Origin of the sequence: Vibrio sp. 10N.286.51.B11, assembly GCF_041469245.1 — a bacterium.
Lineage (GTDB): Bacteria > Pseudomonadota > Gammaproteobacteria > Enterobacterales > Vibrionaceae > Vibrio > Vibrio crassostreae_C.
Window position 1 is genome coordinate 1 of record NZ_JBFRKI010000023.1, and the last position, 22144, is coordinate 22144.

General features: G+C 42.3%; 23 protein-coding genes. 9 read left to right on the plus strand and 14 right to left on the minus strand.

Going from position 1 to position 22144, the window contains the following annotated elements:
• The first annotated feature begins 88 nt into the window (after positions 1 to 88).
• The gene (locus tag AB4154_RS12185; RefSeq protein ID WP_372123159.1) at positions 89 to 1240 is read left to right on the plus strand and encodes a murein hydrolase activator EnvC; all 1152 of its coding nucleotides are present in this window, start codon (positions 89 to 91) and stop codon (positions 1238 to 1240) included.
• A gap of 175 nt (positions 1241 to 1415) precedes the next feature.
• Here AB4154_RS12185 and AB4154_RS12190 read toward each other — a convergent pair whose 3' ends face one another.
• Together AB4154_RS12190 and AB4154_RS12195 are read right to left on the minus strand one after the other, a co-directional pair.
• Positions 1416 to 2054 (minus strand): TetR/AcrR family transcriptional regulator, encoded by a 639-nt coding sequence (locus tag AB4154_RS12190; protein WP_136974370.1) that lies wholly within the window; start codon positions 2052 to 2054, stop codon positions 1416 to 1418.
• Positions 2055 to 2162: 108 nt separating this feature from the next.
• Positions 2163 to 3326 carry a nucleotide sugar dehydrogenase gene (locus AB4154_RS12195; RefSeq protein WP_136974371.1) on the minus strand — a complete coding sequence of 388 codons (1164 nt, stop codon included), beginning with the start codon at positions 3324 to 3326 and terminating at the stop codon, positions 2163 to 2165.
• 151 nt (positions 3327 to 3477) lie between these two features.
• Between AB4154_RS12195 and rfaD the strand changes: the two genes are divergently transcribed.
• The 4 genes from rfaD to AB4154_RS12215 all read left to right on the plus strand — a co-directional run bounded on the left by rfaD (position 3478) and on the right by AB4154_RS12215 (position 7589).
• Positions 3478 to 4419 carry an ADP-glyceromanno-heptose 6-epimerase gene (gene rfaD, locus AB4154_RS12200; protein WP_371725388.1) on the plus strand — a complete coding sequence of 314 codons (942 nt, stop codon included), beginning with the start codon at positions 3478 to 3480 and terminating at the stop codon, positions 4417 to 4419.
• Positions 4420 to 4553: 134 nt separating this feature from the next.
• Entirely contained in the window at positions 4554 to 5507 is a 954-nt protein-coding gene (gene lpxM / locus AB4154_RS12205) for a lauroyl-Kdo(2)-lipid IV(A) myristoyltransferase (protein ID WP_136974372.1), read from the plus strand.
• A 77-nt stretch (positions 5508 to 5584) separates the two neighbouring features.
• Positions 5585 to 6898: an O-antigen ligase gene (locus tag AB4154_RS12210; protein ID WP_240798930.1), complete on the plus strand. Its 1314-nt coding sequence runs from the start codon at positions 5585 to 5587 to the stop codon at positions 6896 to 6898.
• Complete coding sequence (locus AB4154_RS12215; RefSeq protein WP_136974374.1) at positions 6885 to 7589, plus strand: glycosyltransferase family 32 protein; 705 nt, start codon at positions 6885 to 6887, stop codon at positions 7587 to 7589. Before AB4154_RS12210 ends, AB4154_RS12215 begins: the two co-directional genes overlap by 14 nt.
• 60 nt (positions 7590 to 7649) lie before the next feature.
• Here the strand turns inward: AB4154_RS12215 and AB4154_RS12220 are convergent, their stop codons facing one another.
• Genes AB4154_RS12220 through AB4154_RS12240 form a run of 5 tightly spaced genes read right to left on the minus strand, consistent with a single transcriptional unit; the run spans position 7650 to position 12700 of the window.
• Positions 7650 to 8726, minus strand: a complete 1077-nt coding sequence (locus tag AB4154_RS12220; RefSeq protein ID WP_240798931.1) for a glycosyltransferase — start codon at positions 8724 to 8726, stop codon at positions 7650 to 7652.
• Positions 8726 to 9778, minus strand: coding sequence for a glycosyltransferase family 52 (locus AB4154_RS12225; protein ID WP_240698154.1), 1053 nt, complete (start codon positions 9776 to 9778; stop codon positions 8726 to 8728). Before AB4154_RS12225 ends, AB4154_RS12220 begins: the two co-directional genes overlap by 1 nt.
• On the minus strand, positions 9778 to 10857 hold the full coding sequence (locus tag AB4154_RS12230) for a glycosyltransferase family 4 protein (protein WP_136974376.1): 1080 nt from the start codon (positions 10855 to 10857) through the stop codon (positions 9778 to 9780). The genes AB4154_RS12225 and AB4154_RS12230 overlap by 1 nt, the downstream gene beginning before the upstream one ends.
• Positions 10858 to 10867: 10 nt before the next feature.
• Entirely contained in the window at positions 10868 to 11659 is a 792-nt protein-coding gene (locus tag AB4154_RS12235) for a glycosyltransferase family 2 protein (protein ID WP_136974377.1), read from the minus strand.
• A gap of 9 nt (positions 11660 to 11668) precedes the next feature.
• The gene (locus AB4154_RS12240; protein ID WP_372123164.1) at positions 11669 to 12700 is read right to left on the minus strand and encodes a UDP-N-acetylglucosamine 2-epimerase; all 1032 of its coding nucleotides are present in this window, start codon (positions 12698 to 12700) and stop codon (positions 11669 to 11671) included.
• A 132-nt stretch (positions 12701 to 12832) separates the two neighbouring features.
• Between AB4154_RS12240 and waaA the strand changes: the two genes are divergently transcribed.
• On the plus strand, positions 12833 to 14095 hold the full coding sequence (gene waaA / locus AB4154_RS12245) for a lipid IV(A) 3-deoxy-D-manno-octulosonic acid transferase (protein WP_372123166.1): 1263 nt from the start codon (positions 12833 to 12835) through the stop codon (positions 14093 to 14095).
• Positions 14096 to 14135: 40 nt separating this feature from the next.
• Here the strand turns inward: waaA and AB4154_RS12250 are convergent, their stop codons facing one another.
• The gene (locus AB4154_RS12250; protein ID WP_372123168.1) at positions 14136 to 14849 is read right to left on the minus strand and encodes a 3-deoxy-D-manno-octulosonic acid kinase; all 714 of its coding nucleotides are present in this window, start codon (positions 14847 to 14849) and stop codon (positions 14136 to 14138) included.
• 96 nt (positions 14850 to 14945) lie between these two features.
• Between AB4154_RS12250 and AB4154_RS12255 the strand changes: the two genes are divergently transcribed.
• Positions 14946 to 16028 carry a glycosyltransferase family 9 protein gene (locus AB4154_RS12255; RefSeq protein WP_017063093.1) on the plus strand — a complete coding sequence of 361 codons (1083 nt, stop codon included), beginning with the start codon at positions 14946 to 14948 and terminating at the stop codon, positions 16026 to 16028.
• A 1-nt stretch (position 16029) separates the two neighbouring features.
• On the plus strand, positions 16030 to 16512 hold the full coding sequence (gene coaD, locus AB4154_RS12260) for a pantetheine-phosphate adenylyltransferase (protein WP_136974381.1): 483 nt from the start codon (positions 16030 to 16032) through the stop codon (positions 16510 to 16512).
• 66 nt (positions 16513 to 16578) lie between these two features.
• Here the strand turns inward: coaD and AB4154_RS12265 are convergent, their stop codons facing one another.
• The 6 genes from AB4154_RS12265 to radC form a co-directional block, all read right to left on the minus strand.
• A complete protein-coding gene (locus tag AB4154_RS12265; protein ID WP_372123170.1) occupies positions 16579 to 17583 on the minus strand; it encodes an NAD-dependent epimerase in 1005 nt (334 codons plus the stop codon).
• Positions 17584 to 17674: 91 nt separating this feature from the next.
• Positions 17675 to 18484, minus strand: coding sequence for a bifunctional DNA-formamidopyrimidine glycosylase/DNA-(apurinic or apyrimidinic site) lyase (gene mutM, locus AB4154_RS12270; RefSeq protein WP_229648012.1), 810 nt, complete (start codon positions 18482 to 18484; stop codon positions 17675 to 17677).
• A 2-nt stretch (positions 18485 to 18486) separates the two neighbouring features.
• Positions 18487 to 19011, minus strand: coding sequence for a hypothetical protein (locus AB4154_RS12275; protein ID WP_032546317.1), 525 nt, complete (start codon positions 19009 to 19011; stop codon positions 18487 to 18489).
• A 204-nt stretch (positions 19012 to 19215) separates the two neighbouring features.
• The gene (rpmG, locus tag AB4154_RS12280; RefSeq protein WP_002535344.1) at positions 19216 to 19383 is read right to left on the minus strand and encodes a 50S ribosomal protein L33; all 168 of its coding nucleotides are present in this window, start codon (positions 19381 to 19383) and stop codon (positions 19216 to 19218) included.
• A gap of 13 nt (positions 19384 to 19396) precedes the next feature.
• A complete protein-coding gene (gene rpmB, locus AB4154_RS12285; RefSeq protein ID WP_004728407.1) occupies positions 19397 to 19633 on the minus strand; it encodes a 50S ribosomal protein L28 in 237 nt (78 codons plus the stop codon).
• Positions 19634 to 19924: 291 nt separating this feature from the next.
• Complete coding sequence (radC, locus tag AB4154_RS12290) at positions 19925 to 20599, minus strand: DNA repair protein RadC (RefSeq protein ID WP_048607667.1); 675 nt, start codon at positions 20597 to 20599, stop codon at positions 19925 to 19927.
• Positions 20600 to 20823: 224 nt separating this feature from the next.
• Between radC and coaBC the strand changes: the two genes are divergently transcribed.
• Entirely contained in the window at positions 20824 to 22065 is a 1242-nt protein-coding gene (gene coaBC / locus AB4154_RS12295) for a bifunctional phosphopantothenoylcysteine decarboxylase/phosphopantothenate--cysteine ligase CoaBC (RefSeq protein WP_372123172.1), read from the plus strand.
• Positions 22066 to 22144 lie beyond the last annotated feature (79 nt).

Sequence of the window (22144 nt, forward strand, 5' to 3'; positions counted from 1 at the left end):
CGAGTAACCGAGATACGAAAAGCTTAAAAGCAGGTATGGATTCGATTCAGCGGAATTCGAAAAATTAAGAGCAGATGAATACAACTAAATGACGATAATGATGAAACAAATTCGAGCCATTAGCCGGACTCTTTTGATATCTGCCAGCCTTTGCGCTGCTTTTCTAGCTACATCGTCATTTGCCGCCTCTCAGGGGGAACTGAAAGGCGTATCGAGCGAAATATCTCGCCAACAAAAAAATCTTTCCTCACAGCAGAAAAAACTCGACAGCTTGCAAGCAAGCCTCAAGAAACAAGAGCTATCCATCGCTTCGCTTGAAAAAGCGATTCTAGACAGTAAAAAGCAGCTCAATACGGCTAATGCAAATATTGCTAACTTAGACACCAAGATTAAAGCGCTTACGGCTCAGAAAAAAGTCCATACCGATAAGTTAGAGCAACTGATTCAGACCTACTACATGACAAGTCGAGCTAAAGCTTCTTCTCACATCCTCAACACAGGTGTGGAAGAAGATCGCATCAGTCATTACTACCAACACCTTGCCAAAGCTCGCTCCGCAACAATCAACACGATTGAACAGACGCAACTTGAACTAGAAGAGAGCCATAAACAGCGTCAACTCGAGCAAGAACAGATAGCAATACTGCTAAAACAGCAAACCACCAAGCGTGACAAGTTGTCTCAGACTCAAACACAACGTAAGAAAACCGTCGGTAGTATTAAGAAGAGTATTTCTGGCGACAAAAATTACTTAACAGAACTTCAGCGCAATGAGACTCGCCTCAAGGCAGAAATTGCCAAAGCAGAGAAAGCTGCTAGAGAAAGACGCAACGCAGTGCCTATGGATGGGTTAGCCAAACGCAAAGGTAAACTGCCTTGGCCAATCAAAGACAAAGTTCTGCATAACTACGGCTCACGCCAAACGGGTCAAATTAACTGGAAAGGCATGGTTATCAACGCCAAGTACGGTCAGCAGGTAAAATCGGTTTACTCTGGCACGGTGGTATTTGCAGAGTATCTGCGAGGTTATGGTTTAGTGGTTCTTCTCGATCATGGTAAAGGCGATATGACGCTTTATGGCTTTAATCAAGCACTACTGAAGAAGGAAGGTGACAAAGTAAAAGCAGGCGAAGCCATCGCGCTTGCAGGTGACACCGGTGGTCAAACCCGCCCATCACTGTACTTTGAAATCCGCAGAAACAGCCAAGCTCAGAATCCAAAGAGTTGGTTGGTTAGGTAAGAGCAGATGCGGGATTCAAACAACCGAGATGCGAAGAGCTTAAAAGCCGATACAAGGTTAGAGTAAAACGTGACATGAAAAACGCTAGCCTCGTCGTCGCTCTACCCTGTTTTTCGTTTACTCGTATCTCGCTACTCGAATCTGCTCTTTCCCGATCTTCATTACTCGTATCTTTCTAATTTGAGTTCAACGCCCTTACACCATCTTCTAATAATGTCAGCTGTTCAAAACCTTGCGCGGTCGCAATTGGTTTAACGGTCGCTATCATCTGCAGCATTCCTTGATGAACGACTTGCTCGGTAATTTGGGCTTTTGGAGACATCGCAGACTGATACGCCAACCAACCCGATGCGATCAAGTGAAGAGAAGTGACCATCGATTTCATTTCCGTATCCGTTGCTTTGAGCAGGTTCAACTCAACGAAGGCTCGCATGATATCGACAAGATTCGTTTGCAGCTTTTCTTGTACGGCCATGTAATCAAGGTGGAGTTTTTCATCACGTGACAATATTTCAGGTAAGTTCGCATAGAAGAATCGGTACTTCCACATCAACGTGAAGATAGAATCTAAGTAAGTCTTTAGTAACGTCAGGCTTTCTTGTTGGCCTTGAATCGGTGTGAACCTTTCAAGTAACTCTGTCGAATAGAGAGTAAAGATGTCACGGACAATTTCTTGCTTGTTGCGGAAATGGTAGTAGAGGTTACCAGGGCTAATCTCGATATGCTCAGCAATATGATTGGTCGTAATACTACGCTCACCGTGCTCATTAAAAAGCTCTAGAGCAGCGTAAACAATCTTGTCACGTGTTTTCATTAGTTATTAGTATCCCTATCCGTTTAGGGGTTCAGTATATCGCCACTAAACGGATAGATCGAGCTGTTAACATCTGGTCTAATTAGCATTAGCTAAAATAGAGCCGAATCAATCACTGCCAAACAGATCTCGTGTGTACACCTTATCTGCAACGTCTGCGATTTCTTCTACCATTCTGTTAGATACAATCACATCCGATACAGCTTTGAACTCTTCTAGGTCAGAATAAACCTTCGAGTTAAAGAAATGCTCTTCTTCCAATACCGGTTCATACACGACGACTTCGATGCCTTTGGCTTTTAAACGCTTCATGATCCCTTGGATGGAAGAAGCACGGAAATTGTCAGAGCCCGCCTTCATGATCAAACGATAAATACCGACAATTTTAGGCGAGCGCTTAATAATTGAATCCGCAATGAAGTCTTTTCGGGTACGGTTTGCATCAACAATCGCACCCACAATGTTGTTTGGTACATCTTGATAGTTTGCTAATAGTTGCTTGGTGTCTTTTGGTAAGCAGTAACCACCGTAACCAAATGAAGGGTTGTTGTAATGATTGCCGATACGAGGGTCTAAGCCAACACCTTCTATGATCTGACGAGAATCCAAGCCATGCGCTTCCGCGTAAGAATCGAGCTCATTGAAATAAGAAACACGCATCGCTAAGTAGGTATTTGAGAACAGTTTTACTGCTTCGGCTTCCGTTGAGTTAGTAAACAAAACATCGATACTCTCTTTTTCTGCGCCTTCAACCAGCAGATTCGCAAACACTTTAGCGCGTTCAGAGCACTCACCAACGATAATACGTGATGGGTGTAGGTTATCGTACAGGGCTTTGCCTTCTCGTAAAAACTCAGGTGAGAACATAACGTTTTCACAGTTCAGTTCTTGCTTAACACGCTCAGTATAACCAACAGGGACCGTTGATTTGATAACCATGACAGCATTTGGATTGATATCCATGACGTCTTTAATGACCGATTCTACAGAGCTGGTATCAAAGTAATTATTTTTTGGATCATAATCGGTTGGTGTAGCAATGATGACAAACTCAGCATCTTTGTAAGCCGCTTTATCTGTTGTCGCCCTGAAATTCAGCGCCTTATTTGATAGAAAGTGCTCAATCTCATTATCTACAATCGGTGACTGCTTATTATTCAGCATTGTCACTTTTTCATCGATGATATCTACCGCGACTACTTCATGATGTTGTGCTAACAGCATTGCGTTTGATAGACCCACATACCCAGTACCGGCTACTGCAATCTTCATGATAATACCTATAGTTTTGAGTAATTAACTCAACATAATTTATAACTTAGCTTGCCGTATCATACTCTGGTTGGGGAATTATTCCACTAGCCCGCTTTATCCATTCCTTGCTATACTCGTGACAGTTTTGTATTCAAAAGAGTTAGAAATTATGATTATCGTAACTGGTGGTGCTGGCATGATTGGCAGCAATATTGTTAAGGCGCTTAATGAAGCGGGCCACAACGATATTCTAGTCGTCGACAACTTAAAAGATGGTAAGAAATTTAAGAACCTTGTAGACCTAGACATCACGGATTACATGGATCGTGATGACTTCCTAACTCAAGTCATGGCCGGTGATGATTTTGGTCATATTGAAGCTGTTTTCCATGAAGGAGCATGCTCTGCTACCACTGAGTGGGATGGCAAATACATGATGCTCAACAACTATGAATACTCAAAAGAGCTACTTCATTACTGTGTTGAACGTGAAATTCCTTTCTTGTATGCCTCTTCAGCTGCAACTTATGGTGAAACCGACACTTTCATTGAAGAACGAGAGTACGAAGGTGCATTGAATGTCTACGGCTATTCAAAACAACAATTTGATAACTACGTTCGCCGCTTAACCGCGGATGCAGCAGCACACAACGAAACGCTTTCGCAAATCGTAGGGTTTCGTTACTTCAATGTTTATGGTCCACGCGAGCAACACAAAGGCAGCATGGCCTCTGTCGCTTTCCACCTAAACAACCAAATGAATTCCGGTGAAAACCCGAAATTGTTCGCAGGTAGCGAAACCTTTAAGCGTGATTTTGTGTATGTAGGTGATGTTGCGGCTGTAAACTTGTGGTTCTTAGAAAATGGGGTATCTGGCCTCTTTAATCTAGGTACTGGCAATGCTGAGTCGTTTGAAGAAGTCGCCAAGGCAGTTATCAAGCACCATGGTAAAGGCGAAATCGAAACGATTCCTTTCCCTGAGCATTTAAAAGGTGCTTACCAAGAATTCACTCAAGCAGACCTAACGAAGCTTCGCGGTACAGGTTGCGATATCGAGTTTAAAGCAGTAGCCGATGGCGTTGCTGAGTACATGAAGATCGTAAACGCTTAACGGTATATTTCAGATTAGGACCAATAATACACCCTACTTTTAGCGTGTATTATTGGGAATGTCTAACGAATATAATCATTCCCAGAGTGACCGATATTAAGTTAACTCTCTGATTTAAATAATGTAGTGAATGAATGACCACACAACGCAATGATTTTGATCCAAAAGCTTACAATCCTGAGTTTGAATGGGGTTTTCTAGCACCTAAATACTGGGGAACTTGGATTGCTGTTTTGTTATCGTCTTTAGTCTGCTTCTTACCTAATAGCATTCGTTTAGCATTAGCTAAGTTTATGGCTAAGCAAGCTGTAAAAATTAAGAATAAGGCTAACCGCCGGGCTCGAGTGAATCTTGAGATGTGTTTCCCTGAGCAATCTATCGAAGAGCGCGAAGAAACTCTCTATCAGTCATACGTTACTTCCATCTCATTTTTGATGGGATTTGCTTCACTGACACTCAAGAGTAAAACTTGGCTAGAGAATAATACTTCGATAAACGGCCTGAGCAATCTAACCGATATTACAGACAGTGGCGAGAATGTGATCTTGCTGGTGCCACACACATGGGCTATCGATATCCCAGCGGTATTATTAGCTTCACGCAATTTACCTGTATCTGCGATGGCGAAAGCACAAAAAAACAAACTCAGTGACTGGCTAATGCACCGACAACGCGTGCAATACGGCGGTCGTGTTTATGATCGCAGCGGTGGTATCAAACCTTTCATCAAGTCGGTACGTGATGGGTACCTGGGTTACTACCTCCCTGATGAAGATCTTGGCCGTGAGCACAGTGTCTTCGTTGACTTTTTCGCGACTCAAAAAGCAACTATCTCAGGCCTTGGTCGCCTATCAAAACTAAGTAAAGCTAAAATTGTGCCCTTGTTTGCTCAATACGATAGCAGTACAGGCCAATACGCCTTGGACTTCTACCCTGCTCTACCCTTCCCAACAGGAAGCGAAGAAGAGGACGCACGTATGATGAACCAATGTATTGAAAATTACGTGAGCAAAAACCCAGAGCAATATATGTGGATCTTAAGACTGCTTAAGACTCGCCCTGAAACCCATACCAACCCTTATAAGTAATTATCACCTTGAATTTGTCACAAAAAAACAACAACTTGTTTAGCCTAATTATGCTTATAAGTATTTTGGGGTACTTCATGTTTAAAACATCTTATCGTTATCTTGGTGATGTCTTTCAAGCTCTACTATATCTAGGAACTTTAGGTGCTTTATACCTACATAAGGTCAATATTTTAAAGTGCCGTGTAGTACAGCTTTTCTTGTTATCAATTCTCTTACAAACGATCAGTTGGTATAACTTACACCTCTTAGACCCTACTTATCCCAATGAGTTATCACTTACTTGGTTGGGTTACCTATTTATATTCTTTACAGTTGCACTATGGCTCAAAGGCAATCAAAAGAAAATAAATGCCACGATGCTTGCTTTTGTTATCGGTACTATACTTACGTGTTTACTGCACTCAAAGAACATTCATGCCGATTTCATAAAGGTCATTAGTGGTTTAAGAACTGATTACCATTTCATGAATGCAAACCATTCAGCAGCTCTTCTTGCTACGTCTTTAGCCATAATTACGTATATGACTTCAAAGTTAGCGTCCAACATAAAATATATGACATTATTACTAATACTTTCAGCAATAGTCATTTTTCTATTGATGGGAACTCAGTCTCGTTCAGCTTATGTCGCATTAGTAATACCATTTTCAATTTTAATCTATTACGGCGGTAAAAATAGTAAAAAGAACTTAGCTTTTACTGTTTCAATTACTGTGTTAACAATTGGTAGCTTTATTTACTCTTCCATGCCCCGAGTAAAATCCGAAGCTGAAGTCTTTCAAAAAAAATATGAACATAATGTTGAAGTTAATAATGAAAAGTCACGCCCTATAACAGCTAAACCTAAGTTACCTTTAACGAAGAAAGTAGAAGACTTGAACCAAGAGCAAGAACTACTCGAGCGTTTAAGTTTAAGAGAAAACATGGTTAAAAAATTAGATCATCTCTCTGAGAATATACCTTACACACCTGTAGGCTTCCGCTTTCATTTCTGGATAGATACTGTTAAACAATCCCTATACAACCCGATTTTTGGTCTAGGAAATAATGCAAATAAATACATATTAGAACATTCTGATCACAAGAAAATATATAAAAAGAAAAAATTTAGACATCTTCATAATAGCTACATGGAGATTGTAGCGTCCTATGGTTTACTTGGTATATTATTGATAGGCTATTTATATTTTTATGTTTTCAGTGTTGTGAAAAATAATGGCGGGAAGGAAGTACTAATTCTTGCTGTATGCCTATACTCATTGTTGGGTGTTATAAACATTTTTGAGTCATATATTTTTGTAAAAAGTGGAGTTTTAATTCATACACTAACTCTCGGGATATTATATAGTTACAAATTCAAAGGTGAGGTTGAAAATGAAGCAAAATAGAACAATTCACGCGATCTGGTTGGGAGGAACTCCAAATAGTTTCTCTAATGCATGTATCGATGATTGGGAAAAACAGGGATTTACTTATAAACTTTGGTTAGATGATAACCCTGTAATAATCGACTTGATAGATGGCTGTGATTTTGCTCGAGAATGCTATAAGAGAAAACTCTATGCTTTCGTCACCGATTACTTACGCCTAAAAATATTGTCTTTGGAAGGTGGTCTCTATTTAGATACAGACGTAACAATTACCAAAGATCCCTTCCCACTATTTGATGATTTGTCTTTTTCCGCTGGGTGGGAAAGTGATAAATTTCTTGGAAATGCAATAATTTACGCCAATAAAAACTCAAAAATATTGGCGAAACTTGTTCATTTCTATGAAAACGAAATAATGTCATCTTCACTATATATGGGACCTAAGGTTTTATCCTACAAGTTAACTCACGATGGTTTCCAAGAATTGGAACCATGTCGATTGTATGAACAAGCTTATTTTTATGCATATGATGGAAAGAAACTATTAGATATAAATAGTCATACACCTCGCTACATGACTCACTGGTATCAACATTCTTGGAAAAGTAATAAAGGTATAGTATTTCTAAAATCCAAGCATAAAAACTTCTGGGGAAAGCTCTATACTCACCAAAAATACCTATTCAAACTTAAAAACAAGTTTAGATAAGTGAAAGAGGTATTAAGCCCCTTCCCCCAAGAAAGCAATACAACTTGCAAGTCATCGATTCTAGGATACGTTTAGCTGGTGATAAGCGTTAGCTATACACATAGCCGAAAATTTATTATCAAATGGAACGGTATAACATTGCTTGTCAGCTAGAATTTTTTCCATATGCATGGGTAAGTCACTTTCTGCCGAAATTACGGATTGATTATCACCAACTATTTCATAGATACCACCCGAACAATTTGTAGTAAGTAACGGCTTTTCAAGGGCTATTGCCTCTATTAATACCGTAGGCAAACCCTCGAAATCAGAGGTCAGCACTAAGCCTTTAGAATGCTTTAAATAAGGGTATGGGTTCGCTAAAAAACCTTTAAAAATAACACGTTCTTCAAGACCTAGGGCTTTAACTTGTTGCTGAGCTTTCTCTAACAGGCCACCATTTCCAAGTAAGACAAGCTTGACTGATGTGTTAGTCATTTTTGAGAATGCATCAATTAAACGGTCATGTCGCTTAGCTCGATTGAATCGTCCAATGTGAACAAGATAGTCACCTAAACTATCCACATCAACAGGTTCATCAGCTAAATCTTTAAGTTCTGCTAACTCTGTTGGGTTATAAATAACAGTATTTGAAAATTTAGACTCAAATGATGATTCATACTCACATTTTGAAGCTTCGGAAACAAAGATCAACGGATGATTTTTATACGTAGTATTGATTTTTCTTTGTATTTGTTTCTTTTTAATCCAACTCTTGCCTCTTAAAAACGCAGAAGAATATGAGCTATGTATCACATGATGAGTTTTTAAAGTACTTTCAGACATTATTTTGTCAGCAAGTAACATGTTACTCAGTACCAATGCATCTTTTGAGATTTTCTTAGTGACATATGCATCTATGGATTTTGCCACATTTTTCTTATATGAAAGACGTCTTAAACCCTTTTTAGATACGTTACAAAAATCACTAACGAAGTGTACTCTATACCCTGCAATATCGTGTTCAACAGCTTTTTCTATAGAGACAATATGACACTCATAGTCTTGATATTTTTCCATCGCCTTATAAAGGTTAAGAACAAACTTCTCTGCTCCACCTCCCCGCAAAGCTGATATCACAAAAACCATTTTTTTCATCAAAACATTGCCTCTAAGCGTTTATTTAAGTCTAAAAGACTTTCTTTCCATTTATTATAAATCTCAGCCTGAATCTCAGCTTCATCATCCGCTATCAAAGTCATTCTACGGCAAAAACCTTCAAATCCCATGCCAGCACTAGAGTACACCGATAGGACTACTGGTGAGCTTGTAGAACCAAACACCAACAACTCCAATGGGACTTTGCTTTTTATAAACTTTGAATCTGGAAACGCACTTTTATACTTATCTTCATTTTCTCTAGGGTGTACTTTAAAAGCATATGTACAGTTTTGATCTTCAAGGTACTCCGCCATCTTACGATAAATGTCTATATCCTTTCCTGACTCGTTCATGCCAGAGATAGAAATAGGTTGAGTTGCAATGATTACATCAGGGATCACTACGTTTGAATTATCCAACTTAAAAATTGAATACAAGAATGTGTTGACGTTATTAGGAACGATGAAGTCTATACGTTGTACTTTGCTTGCAATTTTACTAGGAGCCAATTCAGGGGTTAGTAAATGGATAAATTTACAGCGTCTATCATCTCCAATATAACGTCGACCTTTTTTATTACAAAAAAAACGGTCAGTGAAACTTAGCTCAGTGCCTGTATAATTCGACAACCCGTCTTCTATAACTTCATAAAAGGGGAAAGCTAAACGTATTAGTCTTGAAAGGCGGTTACGATCATTAAATAAAAACAAACGAGTATTTTCGGTTGTGAATGGCTCACTTAATATTTCACTTTCATATAGCTTATTATCGGTTCTCTTTTTGAAAAAATCATTTTGATAATTAGCAACAGCAAAGCATTTATGAATAATTCCCATACCACCACTATATATTTCTTCAAGAAGTTTTTTTCTCTCAATAAACTTCACGGTAATGGTACTGGGTAAGATAGACAAATCGAAGCTTTCAGGATCAAGTCCCTGTTGATCCGTAACAACTATGATTCTACTTTTCTGCTCTATCTCATTTAATGATTTCAATAAAGCAAATAGAAAGTGTCGTAATGTAGAACACAAATACAGGTTCATCATTATTTACTCAACAATCTATCAAAAAATTCCAAATGCTTCTTCACTGTTACTCGTGAACTAAAGCTTTCATCTAAGCGCTCTTTGGCTGCTTCACTCATAGCTGTGCACTTATCTTTATCGCGCGCGAGCTTGTCCATAGCATCGCCCAACGCTTTAGCGTCACCAGTTGGGACAATATAACCCGTCTCGCCATCTACAACGAGTTCAGGAGCTCCACCTGTGGTAGTAACAACAGAAGTTGTGCCATTTGCCATTGCTTCAACAATGGTACGCGGTAGCCCTTCTCCGCTGATCGATGGCTGAACTTGAAAATCTGCCATACACATAATTGAAGGGATGTCAGTACGATGGCCGATGTAGTGAATTCGCTCACTCATAGGGCTCGCTTTCATCTCATCAAAGTGAGGCTCATAGCCACTACCCGCTAAGATTAAGTGGAAGTTCGGTGCTGTAATGTATTTGGTCGCCTCAAGTAAAACAGAAATACCCTTACTTGGCCTTACATGCGCTGCAGTAATCGCGACTACATCATCTTCATTCAATCCAAACTCAGAGCGCTCAGTTGGTGGTACTTTATACCAATCCAATTCATGCCCTTTGTATATGGTAACAACGTTATCTTTGTTCTTCCAAACGCGCTTCACCACATCTTGTCGAACCGCTTCTGAAACACAAACTATGCCATCTACACGAGGGTGAAGTTGCGTTAAATAAGCACTAGGGTCATGTCGATAAAGTCCGCCAGTAGTACCTCGATAAACGACTAATTTAACGTTGAAGCCAATACACGCAAACGCCGCATTAGGTATCGTCTTTGAGTTAAAAGCATAGCAGATGTCGTAATCATGAGTTTTCAGCTCGTGGCGAATCTTTTTAATGGTGTCAAAACAAATTTTACGTTTCGGATAGCCATCTACTACTCGGATACCATGCTCTTCTAGCTTCGATACGTGCTCAGATTCTCCCTGAGTCATTATCGTCACTTGATGCCCTTGACGAGCTAGTTCGATAAAAATCGCAGCTTCTGGACGCAAACTATTCCATGCATGTAAGTAAGATGCACAAACTAAAATCTTCATCTATCGGTCCCTATTTAGCTTGGTCTGTTGAACGGTCTTCTGAGCGATTTTCAAGAATCCACAAACCGACATATTTATTGAAATTCACTTGGGCGTAGGTCATCGCCATAATGAAACCGACACTACCATCCATAAAACCACGACGGATAATATACACAAGGAAGAACGTCCATATCGCCCTTAGTAGAGCTAGGAATAGCCCGTGTGATTTCTTGCCTTTACGGTAGTATTTTTGGGAACCAAGCCAAGCATACTGCGATGCTTTATCTAGGCCATGACCATAATCGCGATGGGTGTAATGAAGAAGAAACCCCTTCAATATTCCTGTAGAGCCTTGCTCCGGAACGACAGTCTCGTGAACCTCATCCAACGTATATCGAGAACCTTCTCTCTTAAACAGTCTTAACACTGCACGAGCACTGCGGCCATGTTTTAGAGTCGTGCCATACAAAGTTACTCCCCAAGGAAGTTTATACGCAGTGTGTTTGATTTGATCTTGTTTTAATAGTTCAACTAGAGCATTACCCATCTCTTCATCTAACGCTTCATCAGCATCGATTGATAACACCCAATCACATGTCGCTTTATCTAACGCTCGTTGCTTTTGTTTACCAAAGCCCGGCCAGTCTGTAATCGTCACGTTGTCTGTGTATTTTTGGCATATCTCAACAGTTGCGTCTGTTGAACCACTGTCTAAAACGATCAGCTCATCGGCAATATCAACGACAGATTTAAGGCAAGTTTCAATGCGGTCTTCTTCATTCTTGGTAATAACAATGACAGACAGGGTATGTTTTCTCATTATTCAGCCCTAGAATTTCCAATAGTTTAATGATTTACGGATCTTAAAGTTACGAATCCAATTTTTTGGCTTGTTATCTTGCCAACCGCTTTCTAACACTTCGGTAATAGCATCCAGAACTCTAGCTGAAGATTGTCCATCCAAATATGGCGTTATCGACGGACCATAATTAGCAATGGCTTTATCTCTTGCTTCATCAGGCAGCATCGCTTGTTGAATTGCTGATTCTAACTGTTCCGCTTGGGTTATATTAATGAAGCTCGTTTGAGGGTCTCGATTATTGACCGTAACAACAGGCTTATTGAGCAACAAAAACTCCTGAAAAATCGATGAGTTGTCACATACCATCACATCAGCACGATGCTGCATCTCAATCACTCGATCATTGTCGAAGAACAGAAGGTTGTCACCTTCCAACGCTTGGTATTTCTCTCGTGTCTCTAGCTTCATTTTAGGGTGCAGTGTGACTAACCATTGCCACTGGCTCAGTTTGCTTAAGCGCTTAAGCTCTTCATAAACCAATTCGGCACAGGATAAGCTTGGCGAAAAAGTGGAAGCAAATAGAATTTGCGGTCTTTCAAAATGCTTGTCACTGGCTTGGTAATTAAACAAGCTATCGAGCTTCAGCCACCCGGTCTCTTTTACTTGAAAATAGCCGCGCTGCTTAGCTAGCGGCTCAAGCGAGCTTGTTCTTTCATGGCCTTCGGTGCAATACAAATCAAATAGACCACGTTCAGGGTATAAGTTCCCACGTTTGCTCTCGTTCAAACCATGAAATACTTGTACCTTCAACCCTGGAATAAACGCTGGAACACGATCACCGGGCACTAGAACGGCAGAAGGACTAAAGGCAATAGCTTCTGTCAAAGAGACGCTCTGCTCTTGATCCAGTAAAAGATGTTCAGAAGCGTCTTCACCAACAAGCAACCACTTAACCTCATGGCCGAGTTGCTTCGCGTAATCATAGAATGGGCGAAGAATAGCAAATGAATAATTTTGCTCGACGTAGAGCAAGAAACGATAGGTTTGATCGGTTTGCATAAGCGATGAGATAAAATTCACCATGTCCGTTTGAAAGCGCAACTAAGCATTTAATTATAACGCTCTTTACTTTCGAGATTGAAGAAAATACTCTTCTGATTACTGATTTTACCCTCTGGTGTCACTGTTCTTATGCTTATACGACTTATATACACTCTTATATTGTCATTGGCCTCTCCACTACTCCTCTATGGGCTTTATAAGAGCAAACCCGGCAAACCAAGTTTCGGCAAGCGCTGGAAAGAGCATTTCGGTATCACACCGCAAGTTCAAAGTAAAAGCCCTATCTGGATTCATGCGGTGTCGGTGGGTGAATCTATTGCTGCGATACCTATTATCAAGCAATTGAAGCAGAGAGAACCAAATCAAGCCATCATTGTTACCACGACAACCAGCACAGGTGCTGAGCAAATAGACAAGCTGGGTGATTTGGTCGAACATCGCTACATGCCGATTGATTTTTCTTGGTGTGTACGAGGCTTCCTTAAATCAGTAAAACCAAAGCAAATGTTGATTATGGAAACAGAGCTTTGGCCAAACACGTTACATTACGTCGCGAAAGCTGGGATTCCTATTTCAGTACTCAACGCTCGCCTATCTGAGCGCTCGTGCCAGCGCTATGCTAAATTCCAATCCGTCTTTAACCTTCTAGCGAAAAACCTTTCTCAAGTACTCTGCCAATACCCAAGTGATGCTGAGCGTTTTATACGATTAGGGTTAGATAAAGCATCGGTGCATGTGACAGGCTCAATCAAGTTTGATATTGAAGTCTCTTCTGAACAAGTAGAAAAAGGTAAAGCTTTGAGGGATCAAGTCGGCTTTAATCGTGATGTCTGGATTGCTGCGAGTACCCACCAAGGTGAAGATGAAATTGTTTTAGATGCTCATAAGCAACTTCTAAAAGACAACCCAAGAGCGTTATTGATGATTGTACCTCGTCACCCTGAACGATTCAGCCAAGTGACGGAACTGGCTAAACAGCAAGAATTCAACACCATCACTCGAACAAGTCAACAACCTATCGCCTCTGATGTTGAAGTGTATATTGCTGATACGATGGGAGAAATGTTGACCTTACTCGGTGGTGCTGATGTGTGTTTTATGGGAGGAAGCCTTGTAGGCGATAAGGTAGGTGGCCACAATCTTCTAGAACCAGCAGCTCTACAGCTACCCTTACTGAATGGCCCTAGCTACTTTAATTTTAGCGAGATCACCGACAAGCTACTGGAAGCCAATGCCGTGGTTATTTGTCAAGATAGCCAAGATATCGCAGGCCAACTCCAACGACTGTTCAAACAATCAGAGCTGCGCAAAACTAAAGGCTTAGCGGCTTATCAAGTAGTTGAGCAGAACCGAGGGGCGTTGGATAAAACCTTGGAATACATTCTTAGCTAACAACTATTTGATTTAATTAGCCTTGGTAGCCTTTTAACATCTAACCTTGATAACCCTTTAATATCGGCTCCCAATCCGACTCTTGCCATTGAATCTGGCGCTTGTTCACTTCTTTTAAGAACGAGCGCTTTAAGCGACTCAAGTTGCCTTCTTTCCAGTCATCACCCGCTTGATGACCACACTTATCAAAGTCAATAATCCACACGTTTTGCGAGTCATCAAGTAAGATATTATGAATGTTGAGATCGGTATGATTAACCCCAGCATCATGCATCTTGCGTACCTCTTGGCCAATTCGACGATAAACATCCGCATCTATTGGATCAGAAACCAAGACATCAACCAGATCTTTCGCATTGGGAATCCGTTCCGACATCAGATCAGCACGATAAAATAGTCCGCTTTTAATGGCTCTAGCAGCAATAGGCTTCGGTACATTCACACCTGCGTTTGCCAATATCTTTAGGACATTAAGCTCCATAGCGCAGCGAGTACTCTCCCAATCAGAGAAACGATATTGGTCTTCGACTAGCTTCCCAAACAATCCGCCACGGCGATAATGGCGCAATGCGGCCTGTATTCCATCAAGCTGAATGAACCATGTGGTACCGCGTCCTTGAGCACTGCCTGAAATGGCGTCTTGTTGCTGCCAATATTCAGCCTCAAAAATCTGAGCGATATCGCCCTCTGGTACCTGAGCCAAAAGTTCAGGGTCGTACCAAATTGTTTGGTTCTTGGTGCTAATCGTTTCCATCTATGAGGCCTTTGGGTCGCTTTTCGTCATTGCTATTTTACAACTAATGCGAGTATCTGCATAATTCTGATGTTATTCACTTTTTTCGGGCACTTTATGTCACTGTTCTCAACTGCACCTCAATCTCTTTGCATACTTCGCCTCTCCGCGATTGGCGATGTTTGTCATGCTATTTCTGTGGTTCAAGCCATCCAGAAGCAGTGGCCTGAAACGAAAATCACTTGGATAACGGGCAAAATAGAAGCCATGCTGATCGGCGATCTACCCGGTATTGAGGTGATTGTTTTCGATAAGAAACAAGGCTTCAAAGGAATGCGTGAATTATGGCGTCAGCTATCTGATCGTAAATTTGATGCACTTCTGCATATGCAAGCCGCACTCAGAGCCAGCGTGCTATCTTGGGGGATAAAGGCGAAGTGCAAAGTGGGATTTGGCAAAAACCGTACTCGTGAAATGCAGTCACTCTTTACCAACCACCATCTACCTATTTCAGATAAGTTTCATGTGTTGGATAACTTTGCCGAATTTGCTCGCTACATTGGTGCCCCCTTCGATAAGCCTCAATGGGATATCCCTTTAACACCTGAAGATGAACAACTCGCAATTAGCACCATGGCAGACAAGCCGACCTTGGTTATCTCCCCAGCTGCAAGCAAAGATTCACGCAATTGGTTAACTGAGCGATATGCAGCTATTGCTGATTATGCTGTCGAACAAGGCATGCAAGTGGTGTTATGTGGTTCTCCGGCACCAAGAGAAGTTAACCTTGGTAGCGACATCGAAAAATTATGCCAGTCGCCAGTAACCAACTTGATTGGCAAAACGAACTTGAAGCAACTGACTGCCGTACTGAAACATGCAACGGTGGTATTGGCACCTGATACTGGCCCAGCCCACTTGGCAACTACGCAGTCAACGCCTGTAATCGGCTTGTACGCACACAGCGACCCTCGTAGAACAGGACCTTACAACGATCTCGATATCGTAGTGAGTGTTTATCAACAGCACGTAGAAGCACAACAAGGTAAACCAGTCGCAGACCTTCCATGGGGAACCCGTGCTAAAGGCGATGACCTGATGAAAGACATCACACTCGATATGGTAAAGCAGCAACTCGATAAGGCCTTAAACTCTAGTAAAGCACCGAATTCGAACACTACATTAAGCAAGGACAGCTAAAATGAGCACACACGTTATTTATCCAGGAACTTTTGATCCGGTGACCAATGGCCACCTTGATATCATTGTTCGTGCCGCTAGCATGTTTGACCATATCACTGTTGGAGTAGCAGCGAGCCCAAGTAAAAAAACCATGTTTGAGTTAGATGAACGTGTAGAGTTGTTACGTGATGCGGTGTCTCACTTACCTAACGTATCTGTAGAGGGATTCTCAGGGTTACTAGTCGACTTTGCTAAACAGCAGCAAGCAAACGTATTAGTACGTGGGCTAAGAACAACCATGGACTTTGAGTACGAGTTTGGACTCACCAGCATGTACAGAAAGCTACTTCCAGGCCTTGAAAGTGTATTTTTAACACCTTCAGAGGAGTATGCATTCCTCTCTTCGACAATAGTTCGAGAGGTGGCCATTCATGGTGGGGACATTAGCCAGTTTGTGCCACAAAAGGTGGCAGCCGAGATAAAGCTGAAGACTACCAAGTAATTCTCTTTACCTACACCGAAAAAAATAGCGCTCATTGAGCGCTATTTTTATAAGAGAAACTAACTCTTATAGTGAGTAGTAAGCTTTATACCAATCCGCAAAAGCTTTCGCGCCTTCTTGGATCTTCACTTGAGGTTTATAGCCAACCGCTTCAAACAAATCTTCCGTATCAGCGTAAGTCGCGTACACATCACCAGGCTGCATTGGCATGAAGTTCTTTTTCGCTTCAACACCTAGAGCACCTTCTAATGCTTCGATGTAGTCCATTAATTTAACCGGGCTGCCATGACCGATGTTAAACACGCGATACGGAGCAGAACTGGTTGCTGGTGACCCTTGCTCAACGGTCCAATCTGGTTGCTTGGCTGGTATACGATCTTGAACACGAATAATACCTTCAACGATATCATCGATATAAGTGAAGTCACGCATCATGTCGCCGTTGTTATAAATGTCGATTTCTTTGCCCGCTACGATTAGATTCGCAAACTTGAACATCGCCATATCAGGGCGACTCCAAGGGCCGTAAACCGTAAAGAAGCGAAGACCTGTCGTTGGTACGTCGTATAAATGAGAATAGGTATGCGCCATCAACTCATTCGACTTCTTAGTCGCGGCGTACAGTGAAATCGGGTGATCAACACTGTCTGCTGTATGGAATGGCATTTTTTGATTCAAGCCATAAACGGAACTCGATGAAGCATAAACGAGGTGTTCAACCTTATTATGGCGACAACCTTCAAGAATAGCTAAGTGACCGACAAGGTTGCTATCGGCATACGCCATTGGGTTATCAATTGAGTAACGAACGCCAGCTTGCGCCGCTAAGTGAATCACGCGGTCAAACTTTTGCTGTGCGAAAAGCTCAGCGATACCTTCTCTATCAGCGAGATCCAGCTCGATAAAGGTCAGGTTTTCATGTTCGATACGTTTAAGGCGGTCATGCTTTAAAGAGACTTCGTAGTAGTCATTCAAGTTATCAATACCGACAACCTCATGGCCTGCTGCGCATAGTCGCTCTGACACTGCAGATCCGATAAAACCGGCAACGCCAGTTACTAAATATTTCATTCTACTATTCTCAATTCATATCATTAATGTAATTGTAGCGACTAGCACTTATATCTACTAGCAGTAAAAAGTGAACGCGCGTTCAGTTTTTTTATACTTGGCACTCTTCGCAAAAAAACGTATTTCTTTGCCCTATTTTCAATTCTTGAATCAGAGCTTCACAGCTTGGGCACTTTTCACCCGCTTTCCCATACACTTGCAGCTCTTGGGCGAAATACCCCGGTTTGCCATCTGCTTGTGCGAAATCTTTTAGCGTAGTACCGCCTTGTTTAATGGCGGTGGCGAGCACTTGTTTGATCTCTTTGGTCAACAAGACCCACTCTTGTTTTGTCACTTTGCTTGCAGGGCGCAAAGGGCTAATACGTGAAGCAAATAGCGCTTCATTGGCATAGATATTACCCACACCAACCACCACTTTGTTGTCCATGATGAACTGCTTGACGGCCACTTTACGCTTTTCTGCTTTCTCAGCAATGTAGTCAGCGTTGAAGTCATCGGTTAGTGGTTCAGGGCCAGAACCGAGTAACACAGGGTGTGTTTCGTCGGGAGCAGACCACAGCCAAGCGCCAAAACGACGTGGATCGTTGTAGCGTAGTACTTTTCCATTAGTGAGCTTAAGATCCACGTGATCGTGCTTTGCTGCTGGGAAGTCAGCATCTAATACGCGTAGTGAGCCAGACATACCAAGGTGAACAATGGCAGTGCCAGTATCCGTTTCAATCAATAGGTACTTTGCACGGCGCGAGATAGAGCGAATCACCTGCCCTTCTAATGCTTTTAACTCTTGTGGGATATCCCAACGCAGCTTAGGCGTGCGAAAAGTAAGGGTTTTAATGGTCTCGCCAACTAAATGAGGCGAGATCCCCATACGGCTTACTTCGACTTCGGGTAATTCAGGCATAGTTAGTCGTCCGATTTAGAGGAGTGGTTAGCGTTAAAGCTTGGAAACAGGTAGCTCTCTTCAATAGACACCGCCAACCACTGATCATTCCAGTTTTTTAACAACCAGAACTCAGGCAATTGATAATAGGTAATACGCTGGGGCTCTTCTTGGTCTTGATACCATACTTCGATGGTGTGTGGTGTATTTAACCGAGGCGTAAGGTCTGTGTAGGTCTGTGAGTCGACTTCCGTGCCCACAAGCTCTTTCCAACGTTGTGACAGCTCTTGTGCATTGGTGGCTTGAGGAAAGTCAGTATCTTCGAACTGGTAAACCCATTGATTATCTTGTTGAATGACAGACCACTTAGCAAAGTGTAACGCTTGAAGCTTTGCTGTTGGGTTCAGGAGATAAGGATAAGGGCTATCAACCTGCGGTTCAGGCTCGATAAGGTACGCTTTGATCAATGTTGGAAGGTTTAACACGCCAATAAAAGCGATCACACTGAACATGAGTATGTTGTTCCACCGGCGTCCACGATATCTCATCTGATTCTGCTCATCTAACCTATTGAACATTCAGTATATCGTGAAAGTGGCAATACTTTCTATGTTGTACAGATTTCTATCTATCAGAGGCTATATCAAGCAAGAATAATTGAGTTCCTCAAATTGTAGATATAAAAAAACCCAGCGATTAAACTGGGTTTTTCAATTCTTTCTTCTACTGAAGAAGAGCAAAAAAAGCATCAATTACTTGATTTTAGCTTCTTTGTACATAACGTGTTGGCGAACTACTGGATCAAACTTTTTGATCTCAAATTTGCCTGGCATGTTACGCTTGTTCTTATCAGTTGTGTAGAAGTGACCAGTACCTGCAGAAGATACTAGACGAATTTTCTCACGAATGCCTTTAGCCATTGCTTAATTCCTCTTAAACGTTTTCGCCACGTGCACGGATATCAACAAGAACAGCATCGATGCCTTTCTTATCAATGATACGCATGCCTTTAGCAGTTAGACGTAGTTTAACAAAACGTTTTTCGCTCTCTACCCAGAAACGATGAGTTTGTAGGTTCGGCAGAAAACGGCGCTTAGTAGCATTGCGTGCGTGTGAACGGTTGTTACCCGTTACTGGACGCTTACCAGTTACTTGGCATACTCGGGACATGAATGTCTTCTCCAATCGTTTCAGCTCGATATCAACCTTGGTGGCCGAACCTCTCTATCAATTAAAATAGAAGGTAAAAACCGTTATGGAAAATCCATACAAGGCTATCAAAGGTCGCGCATTATACTAACTTGACACGCATTGCTCAAGACCCGAACAGATCCTTTTTACGGATTTCGTGATCTTTTTTTGTGCAGCGCAGCTTGCTTGAGTAATCAGAGCTGATTTTAGGTCTAAAAATGTGGCCGGAATAATAGCAGATTTAACGCAACTAACAACCTAAAATGTGATTCAAATCCATCCACGCTCTGCAAAAGAGACAACTTCACCATCTCCAACGACAAAATGGTCGAGAACTCGGATGTCCACCAGCGCTAATGCGTCGGTTAATCGGCGTGTAATCCGCCTATCCGCTTGGCTGGGCTCAGCAACACCTGAAGGATGGTTATGAGCTAAGATTAATGCCGCCGCATTATGATGAAGTGCCCGTTTAACCACTTCCCGCGGGTAAACCGATGCGGCATCGATGGTTCCTTCAAACATCACCTCGTCCTTTATTACCCTATTTTGGTTATCGAGGAACAATATATAGAAGGCTTCTCGCTGGCGATCACGCAACATGCTCGAAAGATAAAGCTTAGTATGGCTAGGGCTCGTGAGCGCATCTCCACGAGATAACGTCTCTGCTAGATAGCGCTGCGTCATCTCTAACACAGCCTGTAATTGAACATACTTCGCCTGACCCATCCCTTTATGCGCACAAAACTCTTCCTGCGTTGCTGAAAAAAGGTGACGGAGCGAGCCAAAGTCTTTGATCAACTTATCAGCGAGTTCCAACACGTTCATTCCTTGTGTCCCTGTTCGCAGAAATATCGCGAGCAGTTCCGCATCACTCAAAGAATCAGGCCCTCGACTCAATAACTTTTCTCTCGGCATCGATTCGGCAGGCATTTTATCTATTGGCATATAAAAGCTAATCACTAGTAATGAACACGACCCACCACCTTAATGAGATCGTAATCGGAGATCCTTCGATAGAGATAAAAGGAAACGAGTCACTAGCAAAACCGTGTAATTGATAAGTTTGATAACACCAACTTGATGAGCGTCAAATCTGTTCTAATTCTGCTTCTAGGCACTAATCCTTTGTTCTGATATCGTAAGTCCCAGAGAAATTAAGGAACAGAATCATGCAAACATTGGTTAATCAACTGGATAACGCTGACCTACAAGGCCTAGCTGGGAAAAAAATCCTACTTGGCATTAGTGGTGGTATCGCTGCGTATAAATGTGCCGAACTGACTCGACGCTTAATTGAGCGTGGAGCACAAGTACAAGTCGTGATGACAAATGCAGCCAAGGAGTTCATCACTCCTCTCACCATGCAAGCCGTCTCTGGAAGGCCAGTGTCTGATAGTTTGCTTGATCCTGCTGCTGAGGCTTCCATGGGGCACATCGAGCTCGCAAAGTGGGCTGACTTGGTATTACTAGCGCCAGCAACCGCTGATCTGATTGCGCGCATGACAGCTGGCATGGGTAACGACCTACTGACCACTTTGGTTCTAGCAACCGATGCGCCAGTTGCGGTATCTCCGGCAATGAACCAACAGATGTACAGCCACCCTGCCACTCAAGAGAACATCGCAACACTAAAACGTCGTGGTTGTGAGATTTGGGGACCGGCGGCTGGCGAACAAGCGTGTGGTGATGTGGGAATGGGTCGCATGCTAGAGCCTATGCAGCTCGTGCACCGCTGTGAAGACTTCTTCCAACCTAAACCTCTTGCTGGTCGCTCTGTGTTAATCACGGCGGGTCCAACTCGTGAAGCCATTGACCCTGTGCGTTACATTACCAACCACAGCTCGGGCAAGATGGGCTATGCTCTGGCTGAAGCGGCAGCGAAACAAGGCGCAACAGTAACTCTAATCAGCGGCCCTGTATCACTCGCGACACCAAATAAGGTTAATCGCATCGATGTCGACAGCGCTCAGCAGATGTTTGATGCCGTGAGTGCCAATGCAGCTCAACACGATATTTTCATCAGCTGCGCCGCGGTTGCCGATTACCGCCCAGAGACCATTGCTGACCAAAAGCTTAAGAAGGTCGATGGCAAAGACGACATGACCATTCAAATGGTTAAGAACCCAGACATCGTCGCTTCTGTCGCTTCAATGACCGAAGGTCGCCCATTTACTGTCGGCTTCGCAGCTGAAACTCAAGATGTTGAAAAATACGCGCGCGGTAAGTTAGAAAGAAAGAACCTCGACATGATCTGCGCTAACGACGTTTCAGTCGAAGGTCAAGGCTTCAATAGCAGTAGCAATGAGCTGCATCTTTATTGGAAAGGCGGCGATAAGTCTCTGCCACTGGATAGCAAAGACACACTTGGTTTCCAGATCCTCGAACAGATCCAACAGCTTATTGATGCATAAACGCACAAATTTGCTCTGACAATCTGCTGACACCTCTCGATTCTGTTGACCTAGGGCTTACAAAACTAGGAAACAGAAT

Bases quoted from the DNA above. Each gene is read 5' to 3' on its own strand.
- AB4154_RS12215 (WP_136974374.1), top strand. From the start codon at position 6,885: ATGAAGCAAAATAGAACAATTCACGCGATCTGGTTGGGAGGAACTCCA.
- waaA (WP_372123166.1), top strand. From the start codon at position 12,833: ATGCTTATACGACTTATATACACTCTTATATTGTCATTGGCCTCTCCA.
- radC (WP_048607667.1), bottom strand. From the start codon at position 20,599: ATGCCAATAGATAAAATGCCTGCCGAATCGATGCCGAGAGAAAAGTTA.
- rpmB (WP_004728407.1), bottom strand. From the start codon at position 19,633: ATGTCCCGAGTATGCCAAGTAACTGGTAAGCGTCCAGTAACGGGTAAC.
- rpmG (WP_002535344.1), bottom strand. From the start codon at position 19,383: ATGGCTAAAGGCATTCGTGAGAAAATTCGTCTAGTATCTTCTGCAGGT.
- AB4154_RS12190 (WP_136974370.1), bottom strand. From the start codon at position 2,054: ATGAAAACACGTGACAAGATTGTTTACGCTGCTCTAGAGCTTTTTAAT.
- coaBC (WP_372123172.1), top strand. From the start codon at position 20,824: ATGCAAACATTGGTTAATCAACTGGATAACGCTGACCTACAAGGCCTA.
- AB4154_RS12265 (WP_372123170.1), bottom strand. From the start codon at position 17,583: ATGAAATATTTAGTAACTGGCGTTGCCGGTTTTATCGGATCTGCAGTG.
- AB4154_RS12225 (WP_240698154.1), bottom strand. From the start codon at position 9,778: ATGATGAACCTGTATTTGTGTTCTACATTACGACACTTTCTATTTGCT.
- AB4154_RS12195 (WP_136974371.1), bottom strand. From the start codon at position 3,326: ATGAAGATTGCAGTAGCCGGTACTGGGTATGTGGGTCTATCAAACGCA.
- AB4154_RS12235 (WP_136974377.1), bottom strand. From the start codon at position 11,659: ATGAGAAAACATACCCTGTCTGTCATTGTTATTACCAAGAATGAAGAA.
- mutM (WP_229648012.1), bottom strand. From the start codon at position 18,484: ATGCCTGAATTACCCGAAGTCGAAGTAAGCCGTATGGGGATCTCGCCT.
- coaD (WP_136974381.1), top strand. From the start codon at position 16,030: ATGAGCACACACGTTATTTATCCAGGAACTTTTGATCCGGTGACCAAT.
- AB4154_RS12185 (WP_372123159.1), top strand. From the start codon at position 89: ATGACGATAATGATGAAACAAATTCGAGCCATTAGCCGGACTCTTTTG.
- AB4154_RS12240 (WP_372123164.1), bottom strand. From the start codon at position 12,700: ATGCAAACCGATCAAACCTATCGTTTCTTGCTCTACGTCGAGCAAAAT.
- rfaD (WP_371725388.1), top strand. From the start codon at position 3,478: ATGATTATCGTAACTGGTGGTGCTGGCATGATTGGCAGCAATATTGTT.
- lpxM (WP_136974372.1), top strand. From the start codon at position 4,554: ATGACCACACAACGCAATGATTTTGATCCAAAAGCTTACAATCCTGAG.
- AB4154_RS12275 (WP_032546317.1), bottom strand. From the start codon at position 19,011: ATGAGATATCGTGGACGCCGGTGGAACAACATACTCATGTTCAGTGTG.
- AB4154_RS12250 (WP_372123168.1), bottom strand. From the start codon at position 14,849: ATGGAAACGATTAGCACCAAGAACCAAACAATTTGGTACGACCCTGAA.
- AB4154_RS12210 (WP_240798930.1), top strand. From the start codon at position 5,585: ATGTTTAAAACATCTTATCGTTATCTTGGTGATGTCTTTCAAGCTCTA.
- AB4154_RS12230 (WP_136974376.1), bottom strand. From the start codon at position 10,857: ATGAAGATTTTAGTTTGTGCATCTTACTTACATGCATGGAATAGTTTG.
- AB4154_RS12255 (WP_017063093.1), top strand. From the start codon at position 14,946: ATGTCACTGTTCTCAACTGCACCTCAATCTCTTTGCATACTTCGCCTC.
- AB4154_RS12220 (WP_240798931.1), bottom strand. From the start codon at position 8,726: ATGAAAAAAATGGTTTTTGTGATATCAGCTTTGCGGGGAGGTGGAGCA.